Raw genomic sequence first — 14356 nt, 5'->3', positions numbered from 1 at the left:
CAAGCGTATTATACGTCCCATCAAGAGTGAGTCTGGTTGAGGTCATCATGATTCAAAGAACAAAAGCAAAAGTAATGGGAGCGCCAACTCCAATGGCGGGTTTGGCTCTTGGTATTGCAAGCTTGGGCTGGAGTTGGGAAAACTTCGCCGAATTACATGGCTACGGACAGTGGATTAGTGCGGGTATCGCAAGCATATTGTTGGCTATATTGGCAACCAAGTTTTTGCTACATAATCATCTGTTGAGACAAGATCTTGCTCATCCGGTTGTGGGCAGCGTGGTTCCGACATTTGCGATGGGCACTATGGTGGTATCGAACTCTCTCGGCCATTTTTACCCATTAGCTGGCGATGCGCTTTGGCTGATTGCGGTGGTTTTGCACATCGTGTTCTTGGTGAGCTTTGTTTACCATCGCGCCAAAGATTTTGAATTGCACCACATGGTTCCTAGTTGGTTTGTACCGCCTGTGGGTATCATCGTTGCGGATGTGTCTTTCTCTGGCAACCCGATGTTAGCACCAGTGGCACAAGGTGCATTGATGTTTGGTATGGTGGCGTACGCGATCATGTTGCCGATGATGATTTACCGTTTCATGTTCACCCATGAAATTCCGGATGCAGCGAAACCAACAATGGCAATCATGGCAGCGCCAGCAAGTCTATCATTGGCAGGGTACTTAACGGTCACTGCGACACCATCACCAGTGATCATCGCTATGCTATTTGGTATCGCGGTATTGATGACAGCCATCATCTACTTAGCCTTCTTTAAATTGTTAAGACTGCCATTCAGCCCTGGCTATGCAGCGTTTACCTTCCCGATGGTGATCGGTGCGACGGCGCTGTTTAAAATGGCGAATTGGATGGAGTTGCAAGGATTGGCTGCGCACTATGTTCAACAAGTGCGAGGCTTAGCTGGTCTTGAGTTGATTGTGGCAACATTTGTTGTCTCTTATGTGGCCTTACAATACATCAACAACTTGTTGATTCAGCCACGCTTGATGCACGCTCATCACGCTTAAATAACAGATAGGAAAAAGCCTCTTGGTCTTACAACCAAGAGGCTTTTTTATTTCAATCGGCGTCGATGTTGGACGCTAGCCTTTTTTGTAAAATCGCGACATCTCATCCAGAGAATGACGAATGATATCGACAGGAACTTTCTGTTCTTTCTCGACTTTTAACTGACGATTCAGTTGCTGAGAGTGCCCGCCAGGGTTGACCACAAGCATCAGTTCTTTGCCGACCAATGCATAGTTGTAGTAGCTGCCTGCAATATACCAATCGCGAGAGGCAGAGCTATCAAACAAGTTATGACCAACGCTGTATGAACTCGTTGTTCCTTGAACGTCAAACAGCGTATTCATCATGGTTGGCACGACGTCAAAATGGGTCGTGCGGTAATCAACTTGCTCTGGCTGACGATTTGGCATGTACACGTAAAGAGGCACATGTACTTGAACGTCACTGTAGTTACCCGTGTGGCCCCAATAGTTCATCTTATGGTCGTTAAACTCTTCACCATGATCTGATGAAATCACCACAATGGTATTGTCTAAGTCGACGTTTTTCAGCACATCACCAATCAAGCTATCGATGTAGTACAACGAGTTCTTGTATCGATTATGGTAAAGCGAAGCGTCAAAATCGTTGTTGAGCAAAATGTGGTCAACGCGTTCCCAGTATGGTTTGAATTTCGCAAATTCAGGTTCGGGAAATACTGTGCCGTGGGCGGCATCGTAGAACAGAAAACCAAAGTACGGCTTGTCGCTATCCTGCTTTTGGAACTCGATGAACTTGTCTGTTATCTGCTGATCGCGCTCGACAGCTGTTTCCCCAGTTTGTTTCAGGGTCAAGTCCGACACTTTTTTGAATACCGTGCGAGAAAGTGGCGGGCTGGTGAGCGGTGCCGAGCCAAAAATGCCCATGCGGTAGCCTTCTGCTTGCAGCGTATCCATAAAAACAGGAGAGCGTTGACTTGCGTAAAAGCTTTCCCAGTAGGTCGCTGGCAAGCTGTAAAACAGGCTGAAAATACCCGCTTGAGTTGAGTTGCCGCCGCTCATGTGTTGTGTGAAATTCACTGTCTTTTCAGCGAACTTACTGACATTTGGCATGACTTCCGGCGTCGCATCACTGTAGCGCCACGCGTCAACCAAGATAAACAAAACATTGAGTTGTTTCTCTTTGCTTTGCACTTGAATCGGCGCAAGCGGATAGTTGAGTGAGCTACGTTCAATGTTGGTTAACTCTACGCGGTTCTTCGATGCAATGTTCTCATCCACTAGGTTGTGTTTGTAAATAAATTTACGAGCCGTCAGCGGGTAGTAAAGTGGCCAGTTATTCGAAAACTGACTGACTTCATCGTCGTAAAGTGCGTTTTTGTACGCATGAATCATCTGCGTGCTAAGCAATACAGCAAACCAAACGCTGATCAAAACGAACTTAGCTCGGCTTTGTGCCAGTTTATTACTTACCCAAACGGTACAGGCGAGCCCGATCACCAGAACGGCAACTTCACTGACGAAGATAAGCCAACTCATCCAAGAAATATCGAAGACATCACCGCCACCTTCGAAAAACATACGGATTAATAGGGCGTTGATGTGAAGTTTGTATTGCTGAAAAACGAGGATATCGACTTTAAACATGATCAATAGACAGATCGCGATAGCGATCACGATACCTTTGAATGCTCGAGTCGGTAGAAAAGAGAGCAATAAACTCAACAACATAAATGGAAGAGCGATCAAGCCCAGCCAGCCATATTGAGTCGAAACCAAATAGTAACCTTGCAACAAGGTTAGCGGTTCATTCTGATTGTTAGACAACACAAAAGGATAACAAGCGATCGACAGGTACACTGCAAAGCAAGCAAAAAAAGCAATCAGCCAAGCGCTGTTGGAAGACAGTTTGCGAAACATACTTTTTGTTTGTTTATAAATTATGGGTAGAGGGAGTATAAAACAGTGTTTTTTATTATGGAATAGTTGCGACGAATGTCACATTTTGTATGGAAATGTCAGACTTGATTGACATGTGAAAATTCAGAAGATTCATACTCTATTTGAGTGATATATAACCTTTTGTTTTTTCCGAACGCGAGATCACTGCGGGTTTAAATGGGGCTGTGCTAAGCTAGCTAACAGTTTCAATCGGCGCTCGGTATTCCCAATTTGTTTACTGTTTATCACTCCAACCAAGTTGACGTTCTTAAATCACTCCTTGTCGAACTGATTCGAATCAGTCCGCTGGAAAACCCGTTCGAAAAAGAACAAATTCTGGTTCAAAGTCCAGGCATGTCCCAGTGGCTAAAAATGGAATTGGCCAAAGAGTTTGGTGTTGCCGCGAACATTGATTTTCCGCTCCCTGCGACTTTCATTTGGGAAATGTTTACGCAGGTATTGCCAGACGTGCCAAAACGCAGTGCGTTTAACAAAGAAGCGATGACGTGGAAGTTGATGCATTTGCTTCCGGGGCTTCTCAACCAAGAGGTGTTTTCGCCGTTAGCGCAGTACCTCAAAGATGACATTGACCACTCTAAGCTGTATCAGCTGGCTGAGAAAATTGCCGATATTTTCGATGGTTACTTGGTGTATCGTCCGGAATGGATCGCAAGTTGGGAAGCTGGGCAGAGTGTGCCAGAGCTGGAAGATGAGCATCCGTGGCAGCCGATCTTATGGCAAGCGTTGTATGATCACACTGTGTCATTAGGACAGTCTCCATATCACCGTGCCAACCTTTATGAGCACTTTATCGACACGTTAGAGAGTTTTAACGGCAATTTTGACCATTTACCCAAGCGTTTGTTTGTTTTTGGCATTTCTTCGTTGCCGCCTCGCTATATGGATGCGCTAAAAGCAATTGGTGAACACATCGACGTGCATCTGATGTTCACCAACCCGTGTCGTTATTACTGGGGTGAAGTTCGAGATCGCAAATATCTGGCTCGTTTGGCGGCGAAACATCGTCAGCACGTTGTGTGGCAGGACGATCACTCGGAAGTGCAAGGTGAAACTGAGCAACTGAAAGGATCACTGGAAGATAATGTGATCGATGAGCTGCACACCGATGTGGTCGGAAACAGTCTGTTGGCATCCATGGGTAAACTCGGGCGCGACAATATGTATCTGTTGTCTCAGCTGGAATCTCATGAAGTTGAAGCCTTTGTTGATGTTGAGCGCGACAGTCTGCTCCATCAATTGCAAGCGGATATTCTCAATCTTGAAGAACATCAAGATGACCAACAGATTGAAAACAGTCATCACAAACAAGTGGTTAGCTTGGGTGATAAATCACTGAGCCTACACGCTTGTCACAGCCCGATGCGTGAAGTGGAAGTGCTGCATGATCAACTGTTGGCGATGTTCGATGCTGACCCAACGTTAAAACCGCGCGATATTATCGTGATGGTCGCGGACATCAACGCTTACAGCCCTGCGATTCAGGCGGTCTTTGGTAACGCGCCGGGTGAGCGTTTTATTCCATATTCGATTTCTGACCGAACCGCCGATCAAGAGAGCCCAATTCTGGCCGCATTTATGCAGTTGGTGAACTTACCCAATACGCGCTGTTTGGCATCAGAACTACTCGAACTTCTGGAAACTCCGGCGATATTAAAGCGTTTTGAACTCAGCGAAGGTGATTTCTTACAAGCTAAACAATGGGTTGAGGAATCGGGAATTCGCTGGGGATTGGACGTCAATACCGGACGCGAATTTGAACTGCCGGAAACCCGTCAAAACACATGGCAATTTGGTATTCAACGCATGTTGCTTGGCTACGCGATGCCAGAATCCGCAGGTTTGTTTGAAACCGAGCAAGGCAGTTTGTCTCCGTACAACGAAGTGCAAGGCATGGGCGCAGAGCTGGCGGGCAAGTTGGCACACTTTATCCAACAAATTAGCACTTATCGAAGCAAACTTTCTCATGTTCAAACTATCGATGGTTGGCGAGAGACTTTGGTTTCACTGCTGGATGACTTCTTCTCAGTTGAGTTAGAAGGCGAAATGGCGCTCAAATCCATTCGCGATACGCTCAGCCAACTCAAAGAGCAGTTAGCTGATGCCGCATTTGATGATGCGTTATCGCCGTCGATCATCAGCCAATACCTTCAAAATAAATTATCTGGCACACGAGTCAGCCAGCGCTTCCTTGCTGGTCAAGTGAACTTTTGTACCCTGATGCCGATGCGCTCTATTCCGTTTAGAACCGTATGTCTACTGGGGATGAATGACGGCGTGTACCCGCGTTCTATGCCGCCAGAAGGCTTTGACTTGATGACAGGAAGAACCAAACCGGGCGACCGTTCGCGCCGAGATGATGACCGTTACCTATTCCTCGAAGCGATGTTGTCTGCACAGCAAACGCTCTACATCAGTTATGTTGGCCGTTCAATCCAAGACAACACCGAGCGAGTGCCTTCGGTTCTGGTTTCTGAGCTGATGGAATACTGTCACCAAAACTATTGTTTAAGTGGTGATGAAGCGTTGCCCGTTGATGAGTCTGGCGACAACTTATTAAATGCGTTGGTGAATACCCACGCCATGGTGCCGTTTAGCCCAAGGGCGTTCCAAGGCATGCATGCTAGCTACGCGAAAGAGTGGATTCCAGCGGCATTGACTCAAAGCAGTCAATCGCAAGGCTATGTCCGTCGTGATTTTAATCGGGCATTAGACGACTATCTGTTGGGAGCGACGTTCCCGCTTGAGCTCGACTTAGTCGAGTTGCAACGTTTCTGGCGTTTACCAGTGCAGTATTTTTTCAATCGTCGTTTAAAAGTAATCTTTGAACCGCCACTACCGGTGATGGAAGACGACGAACCCTTTGTTTTAGGTGGTTTGGAAAGCTATCAAATGCGTGATGAGCTGTTAGAAACCTTGCTTGAAGCGACATTGATGCAGCCAGAGAAAAAAACAGAGGTGCTTAAACACTTTATGAGTCAACAGCGCGCGCAAGGCAAACTGCCGGTGGGGGCGTTTGGTGATATCGAATTTGAAACTAACCGAGTTCAGGCGGAAGAGCTGGTGTATAAACTGGCGTTTTTATCTGGTGCGCCTCAAGACGATTTGGAAATCGACCTGACGTTTGATTCCTTGTTTGAGCGAAATGAAGGTGAAGAGAAAAACGTTCGCCTAACAGGTTGGCTAACTCAATGCTACCAATCCGGTTTGATTCGCTATCGAAGCGGTAAGATTCGCTCGCAGGATTACCTTGCAGCGTGGATCGATCACCTTGCCATGTCGGCGTCGGGTCATGCTAAGAAAACTCACATCATTGGTTACGATCGTAAAGAAGGCGCGCTGCATTTGATCTACCCAGAAATTGCCGATGCGCAGTATGCCAAACAGCTACTGACTGAATTAGTTCGCTTATTTTTCGAAGGCATGACTAAGCCTTTGCCTTATTTCCCAAAAACGGCGTTGGCTTGTGTTGAAGCGGGCTTTAGCCGCGGTCAGTGGGTAGATTACGAAGAGAAATCTTTGAAGAAAATGGCTGACGCATTCAATGATGGCTTCATGAGCCCGGGCGAAGGCAGTAATGCGTACATCTCTCGAATTTGGCCTGCTTGGAATGATGAGTTGGCCTCAGAAGTTCGTTTGCTGACAGCATTAGTACTGCAAGGTGCGCGCTTAGCGGTTCAAGACGCTGATGATGTAAAAGCGTAATAAAGACAGCTGGATAAAGAGAAGGAAGAGTAGGGTGGCCGCCAGAAAATCATTATTTTTTGTAGGGCGTTCGCTGTACGGCCACAAGGTCAGAGGGACCATGATACTTTTGTTTAATTCATTTGAGTTGTGCCGCCAAAAAGGTTTGGCTTATCTCGTGGGGCGCATACTAACGGTACGTCTTATGGATAACCGTGAGAAAGATCTCACAAAGCTCTAAATTATCCAACTTGTTAAACATATTAATAGAATTTTTAACTATAGATCACATTTATTAGGTGATACGTCCTAGTAAATAATCCGGAGAGATTCAGCGTTATGGATCAAATGTCAGGTGCAGAGTGTCCTCTACATACGTTAGACCGCACAGAGCAACCTCAACCAACGCCACTAGAACCGATGACGTTTCCTCTGCACGGTGCGAGGTTAATCGAGGCATCAGCAGGTACAGGTAAAACCTTCACTATTGCAGGTTTATATCTGCGTCTTTTGCTTGGTCATGGCAGCGCGGAAACTCGACATCGCGTACCGCTTACGGTCGACCAAATTCTGGTTGTAACCTTTACCGAAGCGGCAACTGCGGAATTACGCGATCGTATCAGGGCAAGAATCCATGATGCGCGAATCGCGTTTGCGCGTGGACAGAGTTCCGACCCGGTGATCCAACCTTTGCTTAATGAGTTTGACGATCACAAGCAAGCCGCAGAAATTTTATTGCAGGCAGAGCGTCAGATGGACGAGGCGGCGGTCTACACCATTCACGGTTTTTGCCAACGTATGCTAACGCAAAATGCGTTTGAATCTGGCAGCCGATTTAATAACGAGTTTGTGACCGATGAAAGTCACCTAAAAGCGCAAGTTGTAGCCGATTACTGGCGCCGCAATTTCTACCCGTTGCCATTTACCTTGGCTGGAGAAATTCGCCAGCTATGGGGCTCTCCATCTGCGTTGTTGTCTGACATCAGCAATTACTTAACTGGTGCGCCGTTAAGCCTTTCTGTTCCGGCAATGAAAGGCAGTTTGGCTGATCTTCATACTGAAAATCTGAAAAAAATTGATGAATTAAAAGCACAGTGGCGAGAAAGCCAAGATGACTTCTTAACGCTAATTTCAGATTCAGATATTAACAAACGTAGCTATACCAAAAAGTCTCTGCCGACGTGGTTGGAGGCGGTAAACGCTTGGGCAGCAACGGAAACCACAGGTTACGATTATCCAGACAAGCTGGAGAAATTCGCGCAAAACGTCTTGTTGGAAAAAACACCGAAAGGCAGTGCGCCGCAGCACGCGGTATTTGAAGCCATTGAAACATTTCTTGCTAACCCAATCAGCTTAAAAGCGCCACTGCTTGCTCATGCAATTGAACATTGTCGTGTGATGCTGGCTAACGCGAAAAATCAAAAACAGTGGCTCTCTTTTGATGATTTGCTGACGCAACTTTCTGCTTCTATCGATACGGACGAAAGCGAGCTTTTAGCGGCGCGTATTCGTACTTTGTATCCTGTCGCAATGATTGACGAGTTCCAAGATACCGACCCGCTTCAATACAGTATTTTCAGCCGTATTTATCTGAACAACCCAGAATGTGGTTTGTTTATGATCGGTGACCCCAAGCAGGCGATTTATGGCTTTCGTGGCGCAGACATTTTCACTTACATCAAAGCGCGTAACCAAGTAAGTGCCCACTACACGTTAGGAACCAACTGGCGTTCTAGCGCAGATATGGTGCAGGCGGTAAACCAAGTATTTGCTTTGCCAGACAGTCCATTTATCTATGATTCGGACATCCCGTTCTTACCCGTTAAGTACAGTCCCAATGCCGAAAAACGCATTTGGACTATCGGTGGCCAAAAGCAACCCGCGCTGACGTATTGGTTGCAAGAAGCGGACGATAAACCGCTACCAAAAGGCGAGTATTTGACTCGGATGGCGGAGGCGACCGCAAGCCAAATCCAAACCATTTTGACGCAGGCTCAACAGGGGCAAGCGTGTCTGGTGAATGGCGAAAAACAGAAAGCGGTTCAAGCGGGCGATATCGCGGTGTTGGTTCGAACAGGTAGTGAAGGTCGAATGATCAAACAAGCGCTAGCAGACCAAGGTATTGCCAGCGTGTACCTGTCTAACCGAGACAGTGTGTTTACCAGTTCGGTGGCGCAGGATTTACAGCGTTTGCTGCAAGCGGTGCTGACTCCAGAAAATGACCGTGCACTGCGTGCAAGTCTTGCCTCTGAGCTGTTTGCCCTCGACGCAGCAAGTTTGGATGCGCTTAATAACGATGAAATTGTGTGGGAAAACGCCGTAAACGAATTCAAAGAATATCGCAAGCTTTGGGTTCAACGTGGTGTGCTGCCGATGTTGCGCGCGGTGATCAGCAAACGCCATATTGCCGAGCGATTACTAGAAGAAGGCGCGAGTTCACAGGGTGAGAATGGTGAGCGAGTACTTACCGATTTAATGCACATCGGTGAACTGCTTCAACAAGCCAGTAATGAACTGGATAGCGACCACGGTCTGCTGCGTTGGCTCGCTCAGTCTATCAGTGATGCGGAAAATGGTTTGGGTGGCAGTGATGACCAAATCCAACGTTTAGAATCGGAACGTAACTTAGTGCAGATCGTAACTATTCACAAATCAAAAGGCTTGGAGTATGACCTCGTATTTCTGCCGTTTGTGTTCAGCTATCGAGAAGCCAGTGAAGCCAAATATTACGATGCAGCCAATGACCGCACGGTACTGGATATTACTGGCAACGATGCGTCCATGAAGCAAGCGGATAAAGAGCGTTTGGCGGAAGACTTACGCTTGATATACGTAGCACTAACGCGAGCTGTGTATGCGTGTTTTATCGGTGCCTCACCTTTGCGCAATGGCCGTTCGACCAAAGAGCCAACTGGTGTACACCGCAGTGCGATTGGCTATTTGATTCAAAATGGTCAAGAAGGTGGCATTAACGATTTGCAACAAGGTTTAACAAAGCAACAAGACGAGCTTGATTGTGTCGTTGTGGCCGATCCGCCGCAGCAACTCGAAGAGAAGTACGTAGCGCCACAAGAAGAAATACACGATCTTAGCGCGAAAGAGCTGCAAAACCCTATCGATAGAAACTGGCGCATCACCAGTTATTCTGGCTTGGTCAAGCAAGGCTCTCATCACGCCGAGCATGATGCCACGATTGAGATTACGGGTTTTGATATCGACTCATCTGAAGAGCAAGACGAAGCGGATTTGGTGGAGCCAGAGCGCTCTATTTTTACCTTCCCTCGTGGTGCGCGTCCGGGTACGTTCCTGCACAGCTTGTTTGAGGAAGTTGAATTTACTCAGCCAGCCACTACGGAAGAGAATACACAAATCATCCTTGGCTTGATGGAAAGCGAACAGCTCGATGAAGAGTGGCTACCTATTTTACAGCAATTGATTGATACCGTACTCGCAACGCCGTTGGATGGTAAGTCTTTGCTGCTGAATCAAAAAGCACCGTCGCAACGTTTGGTGGAGATGGAATTTTTGCTGCCGATTGAAGTTTTGTCTGCACCGGCGTTAAACCGAGTCATTCAACGTCACGATCCGTTGTCGGCGAAAGCGGGGGATTTAGGTTTCCAAACCGTGCAAGGCATGCTCAAAGGTTTTATCGACTTGGTGTTTGAACATCAAGGTAAATACTACGTGCTTGACTGGAAATCGAATCATCTTGGCGACGATGTGACGCACTATCATGGTGAGGCTCTGAAATCGGCGATGGCAGATCACCGCTACGATTTGCAGTACCAGATTTATGCGTTAGCCCTGCATCGTTTCCTACGCAGCCGATTGGCCAATTATGATTATGAACAGCACTTTGGTGGCGTGTATTACTTGTTCTTGCGCGGCATGGATGGGCAGAGTGACCACGGCATTTTTGCCGCGAAACCAACTTTCGAGTTCTTACAAGAGATGGATCGTTTGATTGATGGTCAAGTACTTGAAACGCGCTCAACTCAAGCCGGGCAGATGGAGCTACTTTAATGACGACAAATCACAATCTTCATTCTGACCAAGATAGCCTATTGGTAGTGTTGGAACGCTTGGCGCACAAAGGTGCTATTCGTCAGCTCGACTACCAATTCGCCTGTTTTATTGATTCTCAAACGCATGATGAACAGTCGGACAGCCAAGCACTGGCGTTTATCGCTGGTGTTGTCAGTAGTGAGCTTGGTAAAGGACATATCTGTCTGTCTCTGTGCGATGCACAAGGGCAAACTACGGATTTAGCCAGTAAGCTAGGGCTGTTTGGTGAGTCGGCATTGGCGCTTAACACACAGTTGCAAGGCATAGACTGGATTCAAGTATTACAAAATTCCAGCGTGGTCGGCGCGCAAGGAGAAGCCTTGCCTTTAATGTTCGATGGTGAGCGTCTGTATCTGCATCGCTATTGGCATTATGAAGTGACACTGGCGGAAAAGCTCAATCAGCTGGGCGCCGCAGTTAACTTGCAACCACAAGAGTTTGCGCGATTATCGGAGTTGCTCAACCATCTGTTCGCACGCCAATACCATTTTCTGTTTAACGCGTTGGGCAAAGCAGTAGAAGCGGGAAGCAGCAACCAAGTGTTGCGTCAGCAATTGGTGTGTGACCACCTTGATGTGGTCGCAAGCGAATCGTTGGATTGGCACGCCATTGATTCCGTGCTTAGCAATGCGCGCAAGGTTCAAGATTTGCAAATACTGGATGAACTCGTGCCACTCTCAGCTTGTGTGAACTGGCAAAAAGTCGCGGCGGCGGTTGCGTTAACTCGTCGATTTGCTGTGATTTCTGGTGGCCCTGGTACGGGTAAAACGACGACAGTAACCAAATTGCTTGCTGCTTTGATTGAACAGGCGACGCAAGAGAAAAATCTAACCATCAAGCTGGTGGCCCCGACGGGGAAAGCGGCGGCGCGATTAACCGAGTCCATTGGTAAAGCGGTGCAAGAGCTGCCAGTTTCTCCGGAGCTAAAAGCCAAAATTCCGACTGAATCGAGTACCTTACATCGGTTGCTGGGTGCGATTCCTAATAGCGCAGAATTTCGTCACAACAAGCAAAATCCACTGCATTTGGATATTTTGGTTATCGACGAAGCGTCGATGGTCGATTTACCAATGATGTATAAAGTGGTCGATGCCTTACCGAAACATGCGCGGCTGATTTTGCTAGGTGATAAAGATCAACTTGCCTCAGTTGAAGCAGGGGCAGTGTTGGGTGATATCTGTTCGTTCCATGCGTTGGGTTATGGCAAAGAGCAGGCGTCAGCCATCGCAAAACTGACGGGCTTCGATACTTTAGCCCATACGGGTAACAGTGCATCTAGCATTGCTGATAGTTTATGTATGCTGCAAAAGAGCTACCGATTTGACGCTCGCTCAGGCATTGGTCAGTTGGCAAAAGCGGTTAATTCCGGTTCTGCTGCGAGCGTAGATAACGTCTGGGCGCGTGACTTTTCCGATATCGAACATTTCGCACTAAGTAGTCAACATTACAACCAAATGATGCAGACGTTGGTGCAGGAATACGGTCGTTACCTCAAACGCATTGGACAACAGGAAACTGATCCTAAAACCGGAGAGCCAGAGTCGCTAACGCACAAAGCCAAAGCGGTGTTAGATACCTTCAACCAATGCCGACTGCTGTGCGCGATCCGTGAAGGTGACTTCGGTGTGGCTGGGCTAAACCAACGCATCGAGAAAGCGCTTGCGGCGCGCAAGTTCATTCAAGTTCAGGATGAAATTTGGTATCACGGCAGACCTGTCATGGTTACGCGTAATGATCACGGTTTAGGTTTGTATAACGGTGATATTGGTATTTGTATGCGAGATGACAGTGAAGAAGAACCGCGTTTGAAAGTCTTTTTCGAGTTACCTGACGGCAGTGTGAAATCGGTCTTGCCAAGCCGAGTACCTGAACATGAAACGGCTTACGCCATGACCATCCATAAATCGCAAGGCAGTGAATTTGATTACACCCTTATGATTTTGCCACCAGACTTTAGCCCGATATTAACCCGTGAGTTGATTTACACAGGCATTACCCGCGCGAAAAAGCGTTTAGCTCTTTACGCCGAGCTCAATGTTCTGAAGCGAGGCATTAAGGTGAAAACGATTCGTGCGAGTGGGCTAGTACAGCGGCTTACCAACTGATTATGGACTTAGTTTATAGTCAGTTTTACCTTTGTTACATGTCAAACTTGGTGATGAGTTGTATTTTAACAATTCTCTTTCTGAAAGAAAAGTCATTTCAATTGATGTTTTTGAATCTGAAACGTTAACATTATACGCAATTATGGGCATAAGGATCTGAATGAAATGAATACAACTTACTTTAACAGCGTTAATAGGTATAGCTACATATATAGTGTTAAGCCTGGTGATACTCTTACGAGAATTATATGGAAGTTTTATCATTTTAAGTTTGGAACAGATGGCTATAATTTTGCTCTTGCTCAAATAAAAAAAGACAACCCTAAAATTTCAGACCCTAATTCGATTAAATCTGGTCAATCTATTTACTTGAGAAAGTTGAACGTTTCAAATACCAAGCAATCTGAGTTTTCTTCTAAAATTGCCATTTCAGATCATGATCAAGCGCAATTTGAATCAACGATGAAATCTATGTCGCAAAACGAAAAGGAAGCATTTTGGGCTCTTTCTTGGCTTGATGATAATTGGGGGCCTGCGAGCGCAGGTATCGGTGCTACTTTTGCGTCCATGGGGGCTTTATTAGGAGATAGTGAAAAAGGAAATGTTGCAGAGCTAAAAAAGCTTGATGGTTTATATAGAGATTATAAATCAGGAACGTTTTCGAAAGGGCAGTATGATTATCGCAGGAAAAAACTATTAGAGAATGTAGCAAAAAATCTTGGACCAACTGAGAAGCTTCTCTTTAATGGTAAGAAAGCTCGAGAGGCTATGAGGATATCTAGAAACGGCGGGGTTATGACTACTGCGGCGCTTAAGAAGAATACAGATAGGTTAGCAAAGTTATCAAAAGTAGCAGCTAAAGGCGGCACTGTATTAACTGCAGTTAATATTGGTATTGCCTGCGATCAGATAGCTAGAGCAGACTCTAACGCAAAGAAAAACGAAATATTGGTGGAAACTGCAGCAAGTACAGTCGTTGGTTTAGCTGGCGGGGCCGTTATATCTCTGGTAGTTATGGCTACTCCAGTTGGTTGGATAGGCGCTATCGCTTTAGGGGTTGTCTCTGCCAGTGCTAGTTATGCGTCTGGTAAAGTTGTTGCTGATAAATACAAAGAGTTATATAGCAATATAGACTTAGTTGGTAAGACCAAGGTCGGTGAAGTTTGCAGTTATTAGAAGTTTCTTTTATTACATTTTTTGTTGCAGGTGCTTTGTTAGTTTTTTGGTACCTGATAGTAGGTATTTTGCTTATTGTTATCACGCCGCAAAAAGTAAAGCACTATGCGTATACTAGTGAGCACTATACAGATATTGAGCTTGCTTTAGTTTCTGGATTTCACTTTGGGGCCTTAATACATGGATTAGCTCTTGTTGCCGCAGTTGCATTTCCTAAGTTGGCCAAAAAAAGAAAGCTAACAGATATTCGTAGAGTTTGCCCAAAGTGGTTCATAAGTATTGGGCTAGTGTACTGGACTATTTTAATCTTTATCGTAGTCACTATTTTTGCATCTTTGTTAGCTATGATTTTGTTTTGAATTGATT

The 14356-nt window shown here is 46.2% G+C and carries 7 protein-coding genes; 6 read left to right on the top strand and 1 reads right to left on the bottom strand.

The window, feature by feature from the left end:
• The first annotated feature begins 47 nt into the window (after window positions 1–47).
• Window positions 48–1022: a TDT family transporter gene (locus tag R8N28_RS13440; protein ID WP_017636010.1), complete on the top strand. Its 975-nt coding sequence runs from the start codon at window positions 48–50 to the stop codon at window positions 1020–1022.
• A gap of 75 nt (window positions 1023–1097) precedes the next feature.
• Here R8N28_RS13440 and R8N28_RS13435 read toward each other — a convergent pair whose 3' ends face one another.
• Window positions 1098–2921: a DUF3413 domain-containing protein gene (locus R8N28_RS13435; protein ID WP_065274779.1), complete on the bottom strand. Its 1824-nt coding sequence runs from the start codon at window positions 2919–2921 to the stop codon at window positions 1098–1100.
• A gap of 252 nt (window positions 2922–3173) precedes the next feature.
• Between R8N28_RS13435 and recC the strand changes: the two genes are divergently transcribed.
• The 5 genes from recC to R8N28_RS13410 all read left to right on the top strand — a co-directional run bounded on the left by recC (window position 3174) and on the right by R8N28_RS13410 (window position 14349).
• On the top strand, window positions 3174–6665 hold the full coding sequence (recC, locus tag R8N28_RS13430) for an exodeoxyribonuclease V subunit gamma (RefSeq protein WP_065274778.1): 3492 nt from the start codon (window positions 3174–3176) through the stop codon (window positions 6663–6665).
• A gap of 327 nt (window positions 6666–6992) precedes the next feature.
• Window positions 6993–10667 (top strand): exodeoxyribonuclease V subunit beta, encoded by a 3675-nt coding sequence (gene recB / locus R8N28_RS13425; RefSeq protein ID WP_065275082.1) that lies wholly within the window; start codon window positions 6993–6995, stop codon window positions 10665–10667.
• Window positions 10667–12814, top strand: a complete 2148-nt coding sequence (gene recD, locus R8N28_RS13420; protein ID WP_065274777.1) for an exodeoxyribonuclease V subunit alpha — start codon at window positions 10667–10669, stop codon at window positions 12812–12814. The genes recB and recD overlap by 1 nt, the downstream gene beginning before the upstream one ends.
• 165 nt (window positions 12815–12979) lie before the next feature.
• On the top strand, window positions 12980–13990 hold the full coding sequence (locus R8N28_RS13415) for a LysM peptidoglycan-binding domain-containing protein (RefSeq protein WP_054574840.1): 1011 nt from the start codon (window positions 12980–12982) through the stop codon (window positions 13988–13990).
• Entirely contained in the window at window positions 13978–14349 is a 372-nt protein-coding gene (locus R8N28_RS13410; RefSeq protein WP_031780957.1) for a hypothetical protein, read from the top strand. The genes R8N28_RS13415 and R8N28_RS13410 overlap by 13 nt, the downstream gene beginning before the upstream one ends.
• The last annotated feature ends 7 nt before the right edge of the window (window positions 14350–14356 follow it).

The sequence above is a fragment of the Vibrio sp. Vb1554 genome (genome assembly GCF_033344235.1).
This window is presented reverse-complemented; position numbering and strand designations above follow the sequence as displayed.